At 66.4% G+C, this 20,376-nt stretch carries 14 protein-coding genes; 8 read left to right on the top strand and 6 right to left on the bottom strand.

The window, feature by feature from the left end; translation table 11 throughout:
- Nucleotides 1-20 precede the first annotated feature (20 nt).
- Nucleotides 21-2,258, bottom strand: coding sequence for an alkaline phosphatase D family protein (locus DB30_RS28690; RefSeq protein ID WP_146661032.1), 2,238 nt, complete (start codon nt 2,256-2,258; stop codon nt 21-23).
- A 230-nt stretch (nt 2,259-2,488) separates the two neighbouring features.
- Here DB30_RS28690 and DB30_RS28685 point away from each other — a divergent pair, with 230 nt between their 5' ends.
- The 7 genes from DB30_RS28685 (at nt 2,489) to DB30_RS28655 (ending at nt 13,992) form a co-directional block, all read left to right on the top strand.
- Nucleotides 2,489-4,849, top strand: coding sequence for an FG-GAP-like repeat-containing protein (locus tag DB30_RS28685; protein WP_052554899.1), 2,361 nt, complete (start codon nt 2,489-2,491; stop codon nt 4,847-4,849).
- Nucleotides 4,850-4,881: 32 nt separating this feature from the next.
- A complete protein-coding gene (locus DB30_RS28680; RefSeq protein WP_052554898.1) occupies nt 4,882-5,769 on the top strand; it encodes an ion transporter in 888 nt (295 codons plus the stop codon).
- Nucleotides 5,770-5,771: 2 nt separating this feature from the next.
- Complete coding sequence (locus DB30_RS28675; protein WP_052554896.1) at nt 5,772-7,610, top strand: sacsin N-terminal ATP-binding-like domain-containing protein; 1,839 nt, start codon at nt 5,772-5,774, stop codon at nt 7,608-7,610.
- A complete protein-coding gene (locus tag DB30_RS28670; protein ID WP_052554894.1) occupies nt 7,610-11,440 on the top strand; it encodes a hypothetical protein in 3,831 nt (1,276 codons plus the stop codon). The genes DB30_RS28675 and DB30_RS28670 overlap by 1 nt, the downstream gene beginning before the upstream one ends.
- 133 nt (nt 11,441-11,573) lie before the next feature.
- On the top strand, nt 11,574-13,028 hold the full coding sequence (locus DB30_RS28665; RefSeq protein ID WP_146661028.1) for a helix-turn-helix transcriptional regulator: 1,455 nt from the start codon (nt 11,574-11,576) through the stop codon (nt 13,026-13,028).
- A gap of 85 nt (nt 13,029-13,113) precedes the next feature.
- Nucleotides 13,114-13,383 (top strand): hypothetical protein, encoded by a 270-nt coding sequence (locus DB30_RS41750; protein ID WP_205633090.1) that lies wholly within the window; start codon nt 13,114-13,116, stop codon nt 13,381-13,383.
- A gap of 15 nt (nt 13,384-13,398) precedes the next feature.
- Nucleotides 13,399-13,992: a hypothetical protein gene (locus DB30_RS28655; protein ID WP_146661024.1), complete on the top strand. Its 594-nt coding sequence runs from the start codon at nt 13,399-13,401 to the stop codon at nt 13,990-13,992.
- A gap of 35 nt (nt 13,993-14,027) precedes the next feature.
- On the opposite strand, the gene DB30_RS28650 is transcribed toward DB30_RS28655, so the two are convergent.
- From DB30_RS28650 to DB30_RS28640, 3 genes are all read right to left on the bottom strand, one after another.
- Entirely contained in the window at nt 14,028-14,345 is a 318-nt protein-coding gene (locus DB30_RS28650; protein WP_052554886.1) for a hypothetical protein, read from the bottom strand.
- Nucleotides 14,346-14,479: 134 nt separating this feature from the next.
- Nucleotides 14,480-15,514 carry a hypothetical protein gene (locus DB30_RS28645; RefSeq protein ID WP_052554883.1) on the bottom strand — a complete coding sequence of 345 codons (1,035 nt, stop codon included), beginning with the start codon at nt 15,512-15,514 and terminating at the stop codon, nt 14,480-14,482.
- 50 nt (nt 15,515-15,564) lie between these two features.
- Complete coding sequence (locus DB30_RS28640) at nt 15,565-16,923, bottom strand: hypothetical protein (RefSeq protein WP_146661022.1); 1,359 nt, start codon at nt 16,921-16,923, stop codon at nt 15,565-15,567.
- A gap of 310 nt (nt 16,924-17,233) precedes the next feature.
- Between DB30_RS28640 and DB30_RS28635 the strand changes: the two genes are divergently transcribed.
- Nucleotides 17,234-18,766, top strand: coding sequence for a M23 family metallopeptidase (locus DB30_RS28635; RefSeq protein WP_052554879.1), 1,533 nt, complete (start codon nt 17,234-17,236; stop codon nt 18,764-18,766).
- Nucleotides 18,767-18,784: 18 nt separating this feature from the next.
- Here the strand turns inward: DB30_RS28635 and DB30_RS28630 are convergent, their stop codons facing one another.
- Both DB30_RS28630 and DB30_RS28625 read right to left on the bottom strand, forming a co-directional pair.
- The gene (locus DB30_RS28630; protein WP_052554876.1) at nt 18,785-19,624 is read right to left on the bottom strand and encodes an alcohol dehydrogenase catalytic domain-containing protein; all 840 of its coding nucleotides are present in this window, start codon (nt 19,622-19,624) and stop codon (nt 18,785-18,787) included.
- A gap of 60 nt (nt 19,625-19,684) precedes the next feature.
- The coding region (locus tag DB30_RS28625) for a hypothetical protein (RefSeq protein ID WP_205633089.1) at nt 19,685-20,376 on the bottom strand (692 nt) is incomplete at its 5' end.

Below are 20,376 nucleotides of genomic sequence, written 5' to 3'. Positions count from 1 at the left end.
ATCCCGGCCTAGATCCCGGCCTAGACCCAGGCCTGCGTGTCCCGATCCCAGCGCCGCCAGTCGCCGCTGAAGTCACGATAGAGCTCGCGCTCGCCCGCGTTGACGCGGAACCGCTCCATTGCGAACGCGCCCAGCAGCGCGCTCAGGTTCCCCGCGTAGTCCTTGAACAAGTAGTCCCGCCCAATCTGGTGATAGGTGGCGTCGAGCTTGGTCGCGTCGAGATCGATCATCACAAACCCATACAGATCGCTGTTCGCGTAGCCAAAGTGCGGGTTGGTCTTCAGTGAAGATGAGGTCAGCAGGCTGTCGAGCGCTTCAACGAGCAACGCCGCCTCGGGGAAGCTGGCCAGCGCGGGGTTGGTCGCCACGATCCCGGCGAGGATCTCCTTGAAGCTCTGCGTGGTGATCGAGCTGGTGATCAGCTCGATGATCCGCTGCTCCGGGTCGCCGTTTGCGAACGGCGTGGTCGCGTAGAAGGCGTGGATGTCCCCCGTGATCGCGATCATGTTCTCGATCCCCGCGAGCTGGCCGAGCACGGCGTCGCGCCGGTTGCGGTGGCCATCCCACAGATCCAGGCTCAGATAATACAGCTGGTTGAACGGCGCCGGGGCGAGGTCGCGGACGTCGATCGCGACCTGGCTGACCGCGAATTCGTTGCCCCACACCTTCCAGGTCCGGTCCGAGCTACCAAGCGTGTCGAGCAGCCAGGCCTCTTGGACCTCGCCCAATACTTGCTCGCTGGCGCCGCCGGTCTCTTGGTAGCGCAGCCGCGTCCACAGGTCGTAGGCTGGCTTGACGACCAACGCCCGCGCGCCAAAGCTGCCGTAGAAGCCCGTCTTGCCCATGCTCGCGTACGAGACCCCGCGCGGCATCATTTGAATGTCGGCGTCGGGGATCGGGGCCAGCGAGGCGCCGCCCGGATCAATCGTCTGGATCAGCACATTGACGAACAGCGCGTCGAGGTCCCCGGTGATCCACGCGGGATCGTAGCCAACGTCGCCAGCCGCGGCGATCAACGCGTCGCGCAGGCTGCCGTCGTCCCAGGTGTCAATGTCGAAGTAGGGCCGGGCGTAGCTTGGGAGCTCGCCGAGCTCGGCCAAGACCGCGGCCTCGTCAACGACAACGGTGGCCGGGAACGCGTCCTCGCGAATTGGGTGATCGCTGCGCCAGGTCCGTTCGTCGGTCATCGCCAAGTGCAGGTTCTTGCCCCACACAAAGTCCCGATAGATGATCAGATCACCGGGGAACGCGGCGGCTGGGTCATAGTCGAACTCAGGGTCGCCCTGAACGTCGATCGGCATGTACTCGAACCACGCCTGGTTGGCGGCCTTGCGGCGGGCGACGTCGTCCTCGTCAACGGTGCCGCCAAAGTAGGTGGCGGTCGAGCCGTGGCAATCATTGGAGAACTCGTGATCGTCCCAGGTGACGATCATTGGTGCGCGCTCGTGGACGCTCTGCAGCGCCCGATCCGTGCGATAGGTGCGATACAGCTGCCGGTAGTTGTCGAGCGAGGCCGCGGCGTAGAATTCGCCCCCGTTGAACGGAATTGCGCCCGCTTTATCGTCAAACTCAATCGCGCGCTCGGGGATCGGCGCCTGAAAGTCGGGGTCGCCCGTGGTCTCGTAGATGTAGTCGCCAAGGTGCACGACAAAGTCGAAGTCCTGCTCGGCGAGGGCCAGGTGCACGTTGTACCAGCGGCTGAAGTCCTGGCACGACACGACGGCGAAGCGAGCGGCGACGTCGTCCTCGGGGGCGGGCGCGGTCCGAGCCTGGCCGACGCGGCTGGCCAAGTAGGTGTTGTCTTTGGTGTAGACGAACCGGTAGTAGAACGCCTGGCCGGGGCTGACGTCGGTGAGCCGGACCTTGACGCAGTGATCGTGGGCCGCGGTCGCGGCCACGGTTGCGAGCTGTCCAATGATGTCGGTGAACTCGGGGTCGGACGCGAGCTCGAGCTCGAGCTCGAGGTCCTCGTTGGGTGCGTCGGGATCTTCGACGCGGGTCCACAAGATCACGCTCTGCGGTCGCGGATCCCCCGACGCGACCGACTGCGGGAAGTACTCGAAGCCATCGACGACGACCCGCTCCTCGCCGCCGGTGTCGGTGCCTGTGTCGGAGCCGGTGCCGGTGCCGGAGTCGGCGACGTCGTCGCCCTTGCACGCGCCGATCAACAAGCCCGCGGCCGAGACCATCGTCGCGCGAAGAAACCCGCGGCGAGCGAGGCCAGCGTCAGATCGTGAGGGGCGAGGAGGGCGTGCCATGCCCAGCATGCGAAGCGAATCTGGCCCGACTTACAAGTGATGATTTGGTGTCCGGCTGTTGTCGGCGCGGGCACGGCTGCTAGCCCCGAATCAAGCGCTGCGCGCTCACCGAGTACCCACGCGCTCGCGGACGGATGCCGAGATCGTCCGAGATCTGGCGCGCGCAGCCCGGTGCGCCCCGGTCGCAGATGTTGGCGACTGTGCCGCTGCGCGGGGGTAGGCTGGGCCCCATGCGACCGCATGGCCTGACCTTCAACGTTTTGTCGACCCTTGGCGTGGCCCTCGCGTGCTGCGTGGCCGCGTGTGGCGACGACGGACCCCGCGCCGAGGCCGGCGAAGAAGAGACGGGCCTGACCACGCTCGGGGGGACCGCCGGGACCGACGACGGGACCAGCAACGACGACAGCAGCGACACCAACGAGGACGACACCTCGGGTCCGATGTGCACCGACGAGCAGCTCGAGTGCGGCGCCGACTGCTGCGAGGGCTCGCAGGTCTGCTTCAACGGCGCGTGCGCCGACGACTGCGGCGGCACGCCAGCGTGCGGGTCCGAGCAGATCTGCTGCGGCGGCGACGAGGTCTGCTACCTCGGCGAGTGCGTGGTCCCCGATGGCGGTTGCCAGGAATTTTCGTGCGCGACCAAGCCCGATCAGTCGACCTGCGACCCGGGCTACACCTGCGACGGCGACCTGGGTCTGTGCGTGCCTTCGCAGGCCGACCCCAACTGCAAGTACGAGCCGCCCGCCAACCAGTTCGCGCCGCAGCCCGAGTTCACTTGGGGCGAGCGCAAGCAGGTCGCGTGCAACGACGACAGCGTGTGCCAGACCGCCGAGGTCTGCCTGGACGGGTCTTGCACGGTCAGCTGGCCCCACATCAACCCGGCGGACGCGGCGATGAACGTGCAGGTCTCGTCGATCCCGGTCGTCGCCGATCTCGACGGCGACTGCGTGCCCGAGATCGTGTTCAACACCTATATCAGCGGCAACATCAGCTCGCAGGGGGTGATCCGGGCGATCAACGGAGACACCGGTCAGCAGCTGTGGTCGATGACCGACCCGATGTACCAGAGCGACTCGACCGCGAACCCGGCGGTCGGTGACATCGACGAGGACGGGCTGCCCGAGGTGGTGGTTCAAGGCGCGGGCAAGCTGCTCGTTGCGATCGACAGCGACGGGTCGCCGATGTGGAGCTCGGACGCGTTCTCGGGCTCCGAAAACAGCGGCGCGGTCTCAATCGCCAACATGGACGGAATTGGCGCGCCGGAGATCATCTTTGGCGCGGCGATCTTCTCGAACACGGGCGCGCTGCTGTGGGAGGGCGATGGCGGGGTCGGCGTCGAGGGGCAGGGGCCGATCTCGTGCATCGCCGACCTCGACGGCGACTTCCGACCGGAGCTGATCGGCGGCAACACGGTCTACAAGACCTCTGGGACAGTCCAGGGCGGCGACTTCTCGGGCTCGACCTGGTGGACGGCGCCGGTCGGTGACGGCCGCTGCGGGGTCGCGGACTTCGACGCGGACGGCATGCCCGAGGTCATCTTGGTCCGTGGCGGCAACATCTACGCGCTCGACGGGCAGACCGGCGACATCATTGACCAGATCAACATCCCAGGCTCGTCCGACCGCGGCGGCGCCCCCAACATCGCCGACTTCAACGGCGACGGGCAGCCAGATGTAGCGACCGCGGGCTCGACCTTTTACATCGTCGTCGAGTTTGACGGGCTGACCTTCACCGAGCTGTGGCGGGCCGCGACCGAGGACGACTCCTCGCGGGTGACCGGCTCTTCGGTGTTCGACTTTGACGGCGACGGCCGCAACGAGGTCATCTACGGCGACGAGAAATTCATCCGCATCTACCCCGGCGTCGAGCCCGACTGCGAGCTCGACCCGGTCGGCGCCAAGTGCGATGGGATCATGGACGACACCGAGGTCCTGTTCATCGATCCCAACTCCTCGCGGACCCGGACCGAGTACCCGGTCGTCGCCGACGTCGACGGCGACTTCAAGGCCGAGCTGGTGTTCTCGACCAACAACGACGTCAGCTGGGGCATCGACGCTGGCATCGAGGTCTGGGGCGACGCGCTCGACAACTGGGTCAGCACCCGCCCGGTCTGGAATCAGCACAGCTATCACATCACGAATGTCGGCGTGGACGGCTCGATCCCAACCTTGGAAGAGAGCTCGTGGCTGTTCCCAATGGGCGATCCCTTCAACTCGTATCGTCGCAACGTCCAGGGCGCCTCGGATTTTTGCGCGCCCAACCTGGTGCTCTTCGACCTGCGCCCCGACTTCATGGCGTGCCCCACGTTGACGCTGACGGTCGATGTCGCCAACCTGGGCTGTCTGGGGGTCGGCGCCGGCGTCCAGGTCTCGTTCTACGAGGAGAACCTGGGCTACCTCGGGACCGTGCTGACCCAGAATCAGCTCCCGGCCGGGGCCAAGGAGACCGTGACCCTGGAGACCATGCAGATGCTCGAGAGCGCGAGCGTGTGGGCGGTCGTCGACGACAACGGGATGGGCACCGGGATGCTCAACGAGTGCGACGAGGCCAACGAGACCGAGAAACAGCTGGTCTGCGTGCCGATCGGCTGAGCTGACTCGTTCAACCCTGTACAATCCCGCGCGTGCGCTTCTTCGACCCCGAGAGCCGGCCCAAGCATGGCTGGCGCGCGCGCGTGTACTCGGTCGTGTTCGAGACCGACACGCCTGCGGGCCTGTTGTTCGACGTGCTGTTGTTGGTGGCGATCCTGCTGAGCATCACGGTGATCAGCCTCGAGACCGTGACCTTCTTCGAGGTCCGCCATCGCCACTCGCTGCGGATCATCGAGTGGATTCTGACCGGGCTGTTCACGATCGAGTACATCGTGCGGCTGGCCATCGTCCGCGAGCCCAAGCGCTACATCTTCTCGTTCATGGGCATGGTCGATCTGTTGTCGCTGCTGCCGACCTACCTCAGCTTGTTCTTTAGCGACACGCAGTCGCTGCAGATCATCCGCGCGCTGCGGCTGCTCCGGGTGTTTCGGATCTTCCAGCTCGGCAGGCTGCAGTCCGAGGGGGGGACGCTGATGCGCGCGCTCATGATGTCGCGCTACAAGATCGCGGTGTTCCTGGGCACCGTGTTGGTCATCGTCGTGGTCCAGGGTGCGCTGCTCTATTATCTCGAGCACGGGGTCAACGAGGGGTTCAGCAGCATCCCGCGCTCGGTCTATTGGGCGATCGTCACCCTGACAACCGTTGGCTATGGCGACATCTCGCCGGTCACCGTTGGCGGGCAGTTCATCGCCTCGCTGTTGATGTTGTTTGGCTATGGGATCATCGCGGTGCCAACCGGGATCGTCGGCGCCGAGGTTGCGATCAACGAGTTTACCGCCCGCATTGACGCGCGCCTGGCCGAGCAGGTCGTGATCCAAGAGCACAGCAAGGACAGCTGCGCGGGCTCGATCCCAGCGTTTGCGATCATCGAGGGCCCGCTCGACGCGGGCGTCACCACGCGCTCGCGGGAGCGCACCTGAGCATGGACTTCACCAGTCAAGCGGTCGACAACCTCGTCACGCAGTTCTCGTCGGCCCTCGATTTCTATCGTGAGCTGGTCCAAAACAGCATCGACGCCGGCAGCGGCTCAATCGAGATCTGGCTGGACTTTCTGCCCGAGGAGTCGGGCGGAACCGGCGGCGTGATCGAGATCCACGTTGACGACGCCGGCGAGGGCATGAACGAGGCGATCATCGACGAGCAGCTGACGACGCTGTTCTCCTCGAGCAAAGAAAACGACCAGACCAAGATCGGCAAGTTCGGGATCGGCTTCGTCTCGGTGTTCGCGCTGAAGCCCAAGGGGGTGCTGGTCCAGACCGGCCGCGACGGCGAATACTGGGAGGTGTTCTTCGACGCCGATCGCAGCTACTTCAAGTCGCGGCTCGAGACGCCGGTCGAGGGCACGCTGATCACCTTGTTCATCGAGGGCGACCGCGCCCGCTACACCGAGCTGGTCGACCGCAGCATTGCGACGATCGATCACTGGTGCCGCCACAGCGAGGCCGAGATCAGCTTTGAAGATCGGGCCTCGGTCAGCGGGGCGTCCGTCCAGATCAACAAGCCGTTCGCGGTCGACGGCGAGTGCCTGAGCTCAGTCGAGCGCGAGGGCGCGCACATGGTGCTGGCCTACTCGGTAAGCCCGGTCTGGGGCTTTTACAACAAGGGGCTCGCGCTCGCGGTGGTCCGCGGCAAGACCGACTTGGTCCCGCCTGCGCTCGCCCACGTCGCGTTTCGGATCAAGTCGCGCTACCTCGAGCACACGCTCTCGCGCGAGACCGTGATGCGCGACGAAAACTACGACAAGGCCATGGGGTGGCTGGTCGAGGCGGCCACGGGGCCCCTGCGCGCGCGCTTGTTCGAGGCGATCGTCGAGCTGGTGGCCGCCGCGGCAGGCGGGCGGCGGTGGACGGTCAGCGAGCGCAGCCGCTACTTCGAGCTGATGGGCTACCTCGCGCTCGACGGCAGCGATGCCCTGGACGGGCGCGGTGACCTGCCGATCTTCCTCGGTCTGGATGGGCGCGGCTACTCGATCAATCAGATCTGCGCGGGGGCAGCCGCTGACGGGCGCGTCTACGTCGAGTGCGAGGCTTCGTCCTTGGTCGACCAGCTGCTCGCTCAGGGCACACCCGTGCTCATGGTTCAGAGCCTGCACGCGCTCACGCATGTCGGTGGCGCGCTCGCGGCGGGCACCCTGGGCCCGGTCTGCCGGGTCCTGGCCAACGCCCTCGCGCGGGAGTTCATGACCGAGAGCATGTTCACGCGCATGCTCGACAAGCTGCGCAGCGAGCCGGGGCCGGGCGCATGGGTCAAGGCCGCCGAGATGATCACCCGCCCGGTCGACGTGCTCGTGGGGGTCGAGCGCGTCGACGATATGCCAGCGGCGGCGGCCTTGATCGCGCGGGCCTCGTCGATCCTCGAGCGCGGCCTGGGTCCGGCGCCGGGTCTGATCTCGCGGGCGGTCACGCGGCTGCGCGGGCTCGAGCAGCGGATCAGCTATGGCGCGCTGGTCTGCGCGCGGCTCCACGGCCGGCCAGGCGCGAGCCTTCCGCTGTTCGTCGTCGCCCACGAGGTCGCGCCGTTGATGGCGATTCCAACCGAGGACCGCATGCTCAACGAACGCAGCGAGCGGCCGCAGGCGGCGGTCAACTGCGAGCACAGTCACTTTCGTGCGCTCTTGCAGCTAGCGTCCCAGGGTCCCGAACACATGCAGGACATCGCCGCCTACTGCTTGGCCAAGTCGCTGCTGCTCGACGCCGATCGCGGGCTCTCGCTCGACCCCTTGCTGATCAGCGCGGCGCAGAGCCCGAGGAGCGCGAGCTGATGGCCTCGATCGACCAAGTGATCGCGCGCGCGCGCCAAGGTGACGTTGGGTTCTCCGAGCGCAAACAATTCAAGCTCGCGCGTCGCCGCGCGATCGAGAAGCTGCGTCGCTTCGCGCTGGCGGATCCGTATTTCTACATCCTCGAGCTGGTCCAGGCCGCGGTCGCGGGCGGGGCCGACTACGTCGACATCTCGTGCAGCGGCGACGACGTGCTGATCTCGTGGACCGGCGGCGCGCTGCGAGCAGACGAGCTGGGTCAGCTGTTCGACTTCTTGTTTGCCTCGAAGGAGCGGGTCGACCTCGCCCACGTGCGCTCGCTGGCGCTGGGCGTCAACGCCCTGATGTTGTTCGAGCCCGAGCAGGTGGTGATCGAGTCTGGCGACGGCAGCCCAAACGGGACCACGCGCATGGTCGTGAGCGGGGGCGCAGATCAGGTCGAGGTTGGCACCGCGACGGGGGCCTTCGAGGGCACCTACGTGCGCGCGACCAAGCTTCGACGTGACAAGGTCGCAAAGTCGACCGGGCGCGTGGGGGGTGAGAATGGCTCGCTCGAGTTCGCAACGGTCGAGTCCCGCTGCCTCGCGGCCCCGGTCCCGCTGGTGTTCAACGGGCAATCCTTGTTTGGGTGGGCCCGTCAGCGGGTGCCGAACTTGTACGGCTACAAGAAGGTCACCAGCTTCGACGAGGGTGACCTGTATGGCAGCGTTGGCCTGGATCCGACCGGGGGGGATCCAGGCTTTGCGCTCATGACCCACGGGGTCTGGGTCCAGAGCTATCAGTACGATCTGGTCAAGGGCCAGCGGGTCGGGGGGATCATCTGCTTTGATCGGCTGCACAAGACCGTCGATCACTCGGGGTTCGTCCGGGACGAGCGCTTCGCCGAGATGTGGCTGCGCTTGCGTCACTACGCAGAGAGCTTGGTCGGTGGCAAAGCCAGCTCGGAGCAGGCGAGGATCACCAGCGCCGAGGGGCTCGCGTACACGCCGATCGAGCTGCGCGAGCTGCTGCGCGAGCAACCGCGCGTGGTGATCGTCGCGCCCGACAGCGAGTCCAAACAGGTGGAGCGCGAGCGCGGCGGCAGGGGCCGCCAGATCGCGCAGATGCTCGGCGCGCAGCTGCTGCGGGTCCCCAAGGCGCAGGTTAGCGCGATCCGAGGGCTCGGCGGGCGCGACGTGTTGATCTGGCGACCCAAGCTCGACGACGCCGAAGATCAGCGCTTCTACAGCCAGCCTGTGCTCGCGCCCCCATCCGAGCCGCACCTGCTGCCGCCGATCGAGCTCGAGGTCCCCAGCCTCGACGCGCTGGCCGAGCAGGTCAGCCGCGTCCATCACGGTGAAGCTGAGCGCGCGCGGCTGGACGCAGAGCTGCGCAAGGCCGGCTATACGGGCGCCGAGTCGCGCGAGGCCGAGCTGCGCGAGCGGCTGGTCGCCCCGCTGCGGATCATGCTCGGCGAGACCGGCACGATCCGCGCCACGCTCTACAGCCCCGCGGATCCAGGCGACGCCTCGCGGGGGTTGTTGGTCCGCGTCACCGCGACCGGTCGGCTGCTCGAGGAGCAGCTGTTCGCGTCGGCGTATCCCGGGCGCATCCTCGACGTCGATCTGCCGACCGGGCAGGCTTCGGAGCTGCGTTCTAGCGAGGTCTGGGCGCGGATCGCCGAGGGCTTCGCGGCCCTGGCTCTGCCGCGCCTGCGCGAGCAGGATCAGCGCGCGCTCGCGGGCCTCGGCGTCGGCAAGATCGAGCCCGGCAGCGTGGCCGCGCAGCTGGCGTTGCAGGTGCTCTCGCGGGTCACGGTCACGCGCCTGCGCGCCGCTCGACCGGGCCGCCTCGCGCCGGGGCTGAGCTTCTCGCTGGCCGGCTCGACGGGCTTTGACCCGTTCTCGCTGCCGCTGCTGCGCACGCTGGGCGGTCGCGCGCTGAGCTTGCGGGAGCTCGCGCTGCTCACCGACGAGACCGCTGGGCTGGTCTACGGCACGGTCCCCGAGGTCACCCCCGATCTCGACGGGCTCGATCTCGATCGGATCTTGGCGCTCGAGGCCGGGACCGAGCGCGCGCTGATCGGGATGCTGGGCGAGGCCGGCTACGTGCGGGTTGACGCCCGCGACGTGCTGACCAAGCACAACGGCGTGTGCGTGCGGGACGTGGCGTTGGGGCTGCGGCGCGACTTGGAATTTCCGCTGCCAGTGGAAGGCGAGGTTGGGCAGCTCGAGGGCCTCGATGACGCAGGCCGGGCCGAGCTGCTAGCGGCGCTGCTCGAGGGGCTGCGGCGGCGCATGTTGGGCCAGGCCGACGAGCCAGGCGCGGATCCGCAGGAGCTCGAGGAACATCGCCGCCAGGCAGTTCGGCACTTGCAGCGCTACGCATGTCAGGCGCTCGCGCGCGGCGAGCTGGCACAGCTCGAGCAGCTCGGGCTGCTCGACTACCCGCTGTTCTTGGATCTCGACGGCGAGGTCTGGGGTCTGCGCCAGGTCCACGCCGCGCTGCTCTCCCCCGAGGGGTTGCTGGTCCACTACGGTCACGTGCTCGGCTCGGCCGAGCTCGGCGCGCTCACGGACGCCGCGATCACCGGTCGGGTCTCGCCGGTCGGGCGGCCGAGCTCGCTGGCGGTCTCGGCGTTCAGCTACCGCTTGTTGGTGCCGCTGGGTCGGGTGCGCCTGGCCTTCGACTTTGACCTCGACGACCTCGAGGCCGCCCGCAACCCGATGACCGCGAGCGCTGCGTTCTTGGTCCGCGAGTCGTTCGAGCGCAGCTGGGGCACCGGCGTGCTCGGGATCCCGGCCACGCGGCTGGCGGAGTATCGGATTCAGCTGCGCGCGCGCGGGCGTGGCTCGGTCGCGGCGCTCGATGAGCTCGCGCATCAGTACGCTGTCGTGGGCTCGTTCGAGGTCGACGATCGAGAGTGGGACGCGAGCACGCTCGAGCTGATCCACGCCGAGATCGCCGAGGCAGCCGCCGCGCTGCTCGAGCGCTTGATCGTCGAGCTGCCAAGCCTCGCCGACGAGCCCAAGCGCTACGCGGCAGGGCTGCGGGTGTTGTTGAACCACGCGGGGGAGCAGCTCACGTTGATCGCCGGGCCGGCCGGGCTTGCGGCCAGCGTGTCGACCGGGCTCGCAGAGCGGATTTTGAGCTTGCCCAGCTTCGACACCGGCAAGGTCACGCTGGTGTCGGGCCACCACATGATCGACCGGTTTCGTCGCCACTTCGAGCAGCACCGTGGCCAAGCGCGAGGCATCCCGGGCTTGGATTGGTCGTCGGTGCTGGCGGCCGGGGCGGCGGCGCACGATCAGCTTCACGCGTGGCTAGACGCGCACCTGCAGGCTTCGCGCGTGGTGATGCCGGCGTCCAGCAGCGCGCAGCCAAGCGCGGCGGCGCCGGCCGCCGTCGAGCATGATCGAGCGGTGTGGCCAGCGACCGAGGCCATGCCCTACGACGTGCTGGCGTGGAACCTCGAGCACTGGCTGGCCAAGCTGCGGCCCGATCCGCGACTGGCCGGCGCCCGCACCCGCGTGTGGTTGGCGTTCTACGAACTCGAGGATTCAGTGGTGACCGGTGCGACGGGCTTGATCGAGGGCGGGGACACGCGGGTGAATCTCTACAACCAGCACCCGCTGGTCCAGCGGGTGCTGCTGTCGCCGACGCCGGTCAACTTCGCGTGGCTGCTGTTTGCGGTCTACGCCCACTTGAACTGGATGAGCGGGGTGATCACCAATCAGCATGAGTCACAGTTTCAGCTGATCTTGGGCGACGCGCTTGCTTGCGGGCGGCTGCAGTTGCTCGCGGCCACCGGCGGTGACCGGTCGGGGGCGGTGCTCATGCCCGCGCCCTTGTGAGACTATTTGGCTCATGCGTACATTGAAGGCCATCGGGGCGCTCGCCGCCTTGGTGCTGGGTCTGTGCGCGCTGCGACGCCGGGCTCGCTGATCTCCCCTCCGGCGGTTGGGTTCGACCCCGACCGCTTCCGAGTTGACGTCACGCTCGACGATAATCGCTGTCCATTGCACGCTGCACGGTCGCACATATCTTTTTGTGGGGAACGGGGTTCTGCATGGACATGCGAGCTCAAACGCCGTTGAGCTTCGGGTGTCGGGGCCACAATTTCCACAGTTGACGACGAGTGAACGGTCACTTTATGCTGCTACCACCCAGTTGATGCCGAGCCTCAAACACACGGTGGACGTGCTCGAAAGCGTGTACGAGCTCGAGATCGGCGACAGCGAGTGGATCTGCAATATGCTGATGGTCATAAATGACATCAGACCACTCGAGTCAATGAATGGTACGGCGTCCGCGTTCTACTTTCAGTCTAATGCCAGGGGTGAAGGCTTTGAGGCATGGGGGTATGAGTCCCTCAATCCGAATCCGCGAACAGAACCCACGATGATCGCCCGCCACACATCAATCGATCCAAAGTCCGTACGCGCGCGGTTCTTGTCTCCACGGTGTGGCGCCGCCACGCTCAGTCAACTGGGCCATGCACCCAGCTCCCAACAACAGCGCGCTCAGGTGTCGGATCTATTTGGTGTTCGCGCAACGCTCGAGTCGTGCAAGGGGTGTTGCCTGCTGTTCGAGCTGCGCGAGCCCTCGGTCATGCAGCATGCAAAGCGAAAGCACTGGTCACGAGTTGCGATGCACATGCGCTCGGCATTGCGGTTTCGACAAGCGCTTGGCGAGGGTGACCTGTGGTCTCTCATAGACGCCGTGATCGACCCCAATGCGCCAGGTGGCAAGTTTCTGTACGTCAATCCAGCAGCGATGGCGGCGGGTGCCCGCGAGCAAGTGCGGTGCGCAACCAGTGCCATCGAGCGTGCGCGTTCGAGCCGCAACCGCGCGAACGAGCGGCACACCTTGGATGCATGGAGCGAATTGGTGGATGGGCGGTGGACAATCGTCGAGCGGGTCGACACGGACAACCGACGGTTCTACCTCGCGCTGCGCAACCCCGAGCTGGAGCCCCGACGCACGCTGAGCCGCCGCCAGATCGCGGTTGTTCGCGCCTTGCTGAGCGGTGAGACGCTCGCGGCGGTCGCGTCCTCGTGGGGGCGCTCGACGGCGGCGATCTATTCGCTGCTTCGGGCGGCCAAGCGCTCTCTCAACCTCCAGAGTCGAGAGGAGCTGGTCGCGTTCGGCAGCGGGCTGATGGAGTGCTACGAGGTTGAAGTCGAGGGTGTTGGGGTGCTGCTCATCCTTCCACGCACCGATCTCCACCAGCGGCTCGAGGCTGCCGGCTTCACCGCCGCTGAGCGCAGCGTCACGAACAGCATCTTGGTTGGCCGCTCGAACGCCGAGATCGCCGCGCGACGCGGCTGCACTGTTTCGGCGGTCGAGAAGCTGAGCCACTCGATGTTTCAGAAGCTCGGTGTTGGATGCCGGCTGGATTTCATCATGAGCTTGGCGGTCGTAGCTGCCAACGAGACATGAAGCGGAGTGAACAATGAATCGACGTATCTGTGTAGTTCTCACGTGTGTGCTGCTGCTTGGGTGTCCCGGCCAGGATGAGGTTCAAGTGACTGTTGGAGGATCGGGGGAAACCGGCGATACCGGCGACGGCGATACTGGTGACGGTGACGGTGACGGTGACGGTGACGGGGACGGTGACGGTGATACAGACGATGGTGACGGCGATCCCGGCGATGGTGACGGCGATCCCGGCGATGGTGACGGCGATCCCGGCGACGGTGACGGCGACACCGGAGATGGCGACGGCGACATGGACCCATGTCGTTCGAGCTTGTTCGGCATCGCCAAATTCGGATGTAGCGTGTTTAGTCAGTGAAAGAAGGAGCCAGCCATGAAAACCCACGACAATAGCAACAAATCAGAGCAACGAGCATTGTCGCGCCGGCAGGCGCGCTGGTTGGCGGTCCTCGGCGCAGTCGCCGGGGCCATTGCGACCGTACCGCTGGTGGCGCTCGCGGACCAACACATCTTTCAAGACGGCGAGGTCATCGTCGCCGAAGACTTCAACCTCATGTTCGATGAGCTCTACGAGCACATGGTCCCCAGCGGGGCGATCATCATGTGGGGCGGAGCGGTCGAAGACGTCCCGGCCGGATGGTTGTTGTGTAATGGTGAGGACAACACACCGGACTTGCGTGATCGCTTCATCATCGGAGCCAGCGAACAGTACCCGCCTGGAGTCATGGGTGGGGAGGACAAGGTCGCGCTCTCGGTCTCGGAGCTACCCAGTCATTCGCACTCGTTCACGCTGGCCCAGGACGGCCCGCGCGTCGATATTTGGGGCCTCGGTCCCGGCCTGGGTGGGCTCGCGCAGCCGCTCAACTCCGTCGCCCACGGAGCGGCGAATACCAGCGCGGTAGGGAGCGGTGAAGGACACAACAACTTGCCCCCGTACTACGCGCTCGCATACATTCAAAAGCAGTGATGCCTACGGGTGCCCAGATGGGTGCCCAGGTCGGCTCACGGCCCATACGCGAGGATCCCTGCCAGCGTCCCGGTGATCAGGCCGATAAACACGAACGGCGTCGGCTCGTAGAGCTCGCGCCGCTTGGGATCGGTCAGCGCCTCGCGCAGGGCCGGGATCGCAGCGATGCCAAAGGCCAGCAGGCAGGTGCAGGCCAGCTGGATCACGGCCGTCCACAGCCCGGGCCCCTCCGTCAGTCGCCCCTGCCAGCCGTTGAGCGCCATCGCCACGAGACACGTCGCGTTCCACACGATGATGAAGGTGGCGATGAACCAATTCCGAAGCGAGAGCAGTGGCTTGGCTCGGATTCTCACGGTCGGAGCATAGCCCGAGTGCTCGGGCTATGCTCGGGGGGGCAACTTGGGGGTCTATCGGGGGTCCCAAGCCACCCGGGGCTCCCCCGCGCCGGGGTGAGGTCCAATCGAGCGGCGACGCACTCGCTGCGGCCTCAGTGCTCGATCGTCACGTTGACGCTCCCGCGAAAGTCAGCGGGTGCGTGCACCTGCAGCGAGTATCGACCCGCGGTCAGCTCTTCTGGACCGATGAACGGGCCGAGCAGCGTCCGGGACTTCCCGCAGGGCTCACACTTGGCCAGGGTCAACTCGAGCTCCGGTATCTCCACGCCGTCTTCGCCCCACATCGAGGCGAAATAGGTGTCGTCCGCGTCAATGTTGAAGCGCCGGGTGAGCCACATCTTGTTGCCCAGTGGGCCGACCATGATGTCGTTCGCGCAGTCCAGCGTGAAAGTGACGTCGATGGCGTGCTCGCCGTCGACGCTGACGAGACCAAGGTCGGGCGCGGCCTGTGCTGCCCCGCACGCGAACACGCGCGACTGATAGTCCCTGGAGTGGTTGCAGGATGGTCCGAGCTCGGGTTCGAAGTTCGCGAGTAGCTCCTTGGTGGTCATGCCGAGCACGGACTCGAGCGCCGCGGACAGGGCGGGGCCGTCCGGATATCGACCGGTGATACGGCAGACGTCGAGCACCGCTTCCACACCAAAGTGCTCCACGAGGTAAGCCATGAAGCGGCCGAGCATCCCGTACTCGTGGGGCTCAGTAGGAGTCTCCATGATGGCCACCAACCGGTCGAAGCTGCTGGTCTTCGCGTCGCGACCGAACGCGCTGCTGTAGAACACGGCCAAGCCTTCACTGAGGACGCCAGGGCAGTTCACCGTTGCGAACTCAGCCATGTGGACGACTTCATGGGTATGGGGGAGCACCGGCGAGTGGATGCACTGCTCATCAGGCACGAAGCACGCGGTGATGTCGTCGCCGCACGGGAGGTCTGCGGCGTACTGTTCGGGTGAGTACCAGCGATACGGGCCGAGGTGCTCTGTCACGCCGAACTCCACCGCGAGCGCGCCCGCGTAGGCGTCGACGTACGCGAAGGTCCCCCCACAGGTCTCGTCCGCGGTGCGGTCACGACCATCAATGTCGATCCACTGGCCCTGAAACAGCCAGTTCGGTTCGTATGGTTCCTCCACGCATCCGCCACTGCTGAGCGAGAGCACGATTCCCGCCACACCCCACACGCTCACTCGTCCCATCGGCTGTCCCCGAACGTGAGCATCCACGAGTTGCCGCTGCCGTCCTCGAACTCGATGTCGAAGCTATCGATGCCCCAAGATCCGTGGTCCGTGGTGATCCACATGTCGGCCGAGTTGGTGGCCATGAAACGGTTGGATCCTTCGGCGGCGTCGACGCCAGCGACCACGAATTGCGCGGCTCCTGTCGGGATCTCATAACCCAAAACTTGGCTGGTGGGAGGGTCGATGACCTTGTACCCGGGCGCTTGCCCCCAAAGACGCACTTGCACCCGCTCCGCGACCAGCGACGCGACGCCGTTCGTGATCACCACCGCGTCGTCTTCGAACACGTCGAACTCTTCGATGGTGAACCCGGTGCCATTGGCGTCATAGGAGAACGCGGCAGCCGGGCAACCGCGGGGGCCGCACCCAGCATCGAAGCTCGCCGACGCCGTGATCGGTCCCCCGAGGATCGACGGCCCGACGAGATCCGCGTCGAGCGGGACGGCGAGATCGACACCCACGAAGACGCCGCCGTTGGGGGTGTGCGCGTCCTCGAAGATCTGATCGTTGTTGCCCTGGGCATTGATGCACGAGAGCCACTCGCTTGCGTCTTTCGGCAGGCTCACGCCGTCGATCTTGGTGGGGGCCGTGACGTTGAGAACGGCACCGTGTAGGTCGCCGAAGTTGCCGAGCGTCCAGTGCGATACCACCTGTGGAAGCTCCGCTGAATTGTTGTCCTTCAAACTGTCGAAGCACGCTTTGTAGTTCTGGGCGATCCAGACTTGGATCGGCGCAATTTTCTTGGCGAACGGGCCGAACGAGCCGTCGTTGACGCCAGCTTGCAGGCGCTTGGCGAGCGTGATGCAGAGTTGCTGATACATATCGTATGCACAATACCTCTTGTACTTGTCTGCATACTGATAGTCGAACTCGCCGCAGCATGCGATAACTTCGGCCGCCGCGTAGGGCTGAGTGTTTTCGTCGAAGTAGTTGCTCTGCTCACACCACCCAGTGCCGAGCAGATCGACGCACGATTTTCCGTCGAGGGAGAAATCGAGGCTTGTGTGCAACTCCCCCATGCACTGGTACTGGATGCCGACATCGCCTGAACCGGAGAGGTTGTGGTAGCACGCGTCGGACGCCATATGGTTGGGGGCGGCGTCGCCCGTTTCGCCCGTTTCGCCCGCTCCGGTCTCGAGCCCCCCGGTCTCGTCTCCAGCGGTCGCCTCCGAAGGGGGGCACTCCCCGCCCTCCTGCTCTCCTGCCTCGAGTGGGGTGCAATCCTCCGCTTTTATATCCTTCGTGACCGGGTCCTTGCAGCCCACGACCACCAGCGCGGCGAGCGGAAGAGTGAGGATGAACAAGGGGCGATTGGTGTGGGCGTGAGTCGGCATCGCCCCTGGGCACTACTCGACTCGTTCGGCCGTGTTCTTGGCAACATTTTCGGCGTCCGTGGCTTCCAGCTCGACTCCCGACCTTTCGTCGTTGCCCCTCGATCTTTGCGGGTCCTACAGGCCGGCCCGATCGCGCTCGCCCACTCATGCGTGGGCGGCGGTTCAGCGGTCGTGTCACGCATCCTCGGAACCCGAGGGCCTGCGAGCCTGCGCGGCCGTCCAGGTGTGTAGTGGGCGATTTCTTGCAGACCAGCCCCCAGCTCTGATAGCGCCGAAGACGGTGTCCAAGCAGCGTCCAACTCGGCGGCCAGCGTCCCGATCCGGTGCCTTCAAGCGTACCGGGTCAGGGGCCAGCAAGGCCAAGCCCCGCGCCAAGTCCAAGCGCGGCGGCGCCAAGCCGGCCAGCAAGCCTACACGGCGCTCCAAGGCCAACCGCCGGGTCGATCCGGCGGCCCGCGAGGGCAAGGGCAGGGGTCGCAAGCCGCGCGACCCCAAGGAGTTCAAGGCCCGCAACCGCACGATCTTGCTGCTCTTGGTGCTCGCGTTCATCAACGCGTGGATCTTCGTGTGGCGCGACGAGGGCGGGCTCGACACCTTCGATGCCAAGGCCGCGGTGATCGGTGGTGCGGACGGGGGCTCCGGCTTCGCGGCGCCGCTCGAGGCCGCTTGTGGCGGCGACCCCGTTCAGATCTTCGCCAACCTCGATGATCGTCTGCGGCTCGACACCAAGCTCACCGAAGGCCGAACGCTGCGGCTCGCGCTGCTCGAGCTCGGCCTCGATCCCGATGTCGTCGACGAGGTCGAGGCCGAGATCCGTCGGACCATGGACCTGGGCATGCTGACCGGCAGCGGCGCGCCCGTGCGGATCGCGGGGGATCGTGACGGCGGCCTGCAGGCGCTGGAGATCGAGGTCTCGGAGGGCCACCTGATCCAAGCTTGCCGCACGCCGACCGGGCTCGACGTCCGCAACATCCAGCACCCGCTGCGCGTCGACGTCGCCGTGATCGCCCTGAAGTTGCCCGACAACGGCAACCTGCTCGAGGCTGTCATCGAGGCCGAGCAGACCAGCGAGCTCGCGCGGATGATCGCCGACACGCTCGCCAGCGACGTCGACTTCACGGCCGACTCCCGCCCGGGCGATCAGCTGCAAGTGCTGGTCGAGAAGCGCTACCTGGGCCGCAACTTTCATCGCTACGGCAAGCTGCTGGCGATTCGCTATGTCGGCCACGCCGGGCGCCTGGGCTTTTATCGCTACAAGCCCAAGGGTGGCGACGAGGCATTCTTCGACTACGAGGGCAAGCCCATGCGCCGCGAGCTGCTGCGCACGCCCTTCGCCTGGCACCCCAGCGACCCCGACGCCCGGGCCACCCTCGCGCCCGCGATCGAGTTCATCGATGGCCGCATGGGCGCGGTGTATCGGCGACCGCTGGGGGTCCCGGTGGTCGCGGTGGCCGACGGTGTCCTGCGCGAGGTCGGGCTCGCGGGTGACGATGGCCTGAGCATGGAGCTCGAGCTGGGCGACGGCCGACGCGTTCGCTACGCGAACTTGATGCGCACGATCGGTGATCGTGCGCCCGGGGATCACGTCGCGCAGGGCGAGGTGCTCGCGCTGGTCGGACAGACTGGCAAGACGCCCGTGCCGCGGCTGCGCATCGAGCTGATCGATCGCGCGGGCGAGCGGCTGGATCCAAACGTGCTCGGCGAGCGTGGGCGGCCAGAGCGAGTCGGTGACGCGATCCCGGCCGATCAGCTCGAGCGCTTCGAGGCGGACATCCAGAGCTGGCGCCGAGCGATGCGCAAAGCGGCCGAGTAGCTCAGCTGGCGCGGGCGGTCACGTGCAGCTCGAGGCTCTGTCCAAGGCCCCGTCCGAGGGCAACATCACCGCGTAGCAGCGCGATCCCTCGAAGTGGACGATGAGGCTGTCGAACGCAACCCCGATACCGCGGACCTGCAGGACGAACTCATCGCGCTCGTTCACGGTGCGCGCCTCGGCACGTGGAAATTGTGCGTGGCAACGCGCGACCAACTCGGTGACCGAGTTGAACCGGTGAAGCGTTCCCTGCACGATATACCCCATGTAGGTCATCATCGTACAAGGGAGTTTGCGTCGCGTCGACTGGTTTCTCAGCCAAGCCGAGCGCTCCCAGCCGCAACAACTTCGCTGACCGCTTGGATCCTGCTCGTGACCTCCGCCGCTCGCACGGGCGTAGCTGGCGCTGGACAGCGCCACACAGCGGGCGTTGTCTCGCAGCGCTTGCAGGGCGGTCAGCCCCGCGACCGATAGCCCCGCGCTGTGGGCATGGTCGGCGCAGCGCGGCTTGTGGGCGACCGCGTCCTCATGCACGGCCATGTACTCCGCGAATCCGCCCATCTGGCCCAGGGTGGTCTGCATGGCAATGACCGCGTCGCCGGGTTGAAACCGCGTGGCGCGGGCACCCGTGGCGGCCACGACCCCCGCGACGTCGCTGCCGAGGATCTTGGGGAATCCAAACACCAACGAACGAAACACGTACCGACCGTCGCGCAGCAGCCAGTCGCGCGGGTTGACGGCGGCGGCGTGGACGGCGATCACGACCTGCGACGGGCCAACTTCGGGGATCGGGCGGGGTCCGACTCGTACGACCTGGTCGTCGCCAAACCGCTCGATATAGGCCGCTTGCATCTGGTTCATATCGGGCTGCGCGGACTTTGGTGCTGACTGGGCGCGGCGATGAAATCGCCAGGGTCGCCACTATTGCTGCAGAGCGGCCGGCTCCAACAGCTCTTCGTCGTAGAAGGTCGAGCCATCCTTGCCAACGTACAGCACCAAGCTGGGGCCGCTGAAGCACGGCAGCGGCAGCACGGCCGACTCACGGCGGTTGCTGTTGAACACAACGCCGAGCTTCAGCGCGTCGCCGAGGGCGAACTCGACCGGCATTCCACAGGGGGAGGGTCCTGGCCCGAACGCGAGCTTGATCGGGGTCGCCGGGTCCGCGAAGTTGCCGACGACGACGTTGCCACCGTTGGACCGGCGCGCCAGGAACGGCGACTGCACGTTGCACTGCGCCTGCTCGGCTCGACAGGCGGTCACGGCCACGCAGCCCGGAGGCAGATTGGCCAAGCCCGCGATCGCTTCGAATTCGATGTCGGTGAAGAAATTGACCATGTACGGCGGGTAGGATTGATCGAGGAACGGCGGGGGCGCACACGGACCTGGATCACCGTCACCGTCACCGTCGCCAGTCTCCGTGTCACCTGTGTCGGTGTCGGAGTCGCCGTCGCCGTCATCGCCGTCGCCGTCGCCGTCGCCGTCGCCGGAGTCGCCGTCGCCGTCGCCGTCGCCGGAGTCGCCGTCACCAGGTGCGTCCGCAGTGTCGACCTCGCTCGTCGCGTCCTCGACCAGGTTGTCGCGCTCATCAAAGGCTGGGTTGAGGGCCGTGCACG

This window comes from Enhygromyxa salina (genome assembly GCF_000737335.2).
Taxonomy (GTDB): domain Bacteria; phylum Myxococcota_A; class Polyangia; order Nannocystales; family Nannocystaceae; genus Plesiocystis; species Plesiocystis salina_C.
Note: the sequence above shows the minus strand (reverse complement) of the source record. Positions and strands in the feature narration are given on the sequence as shown.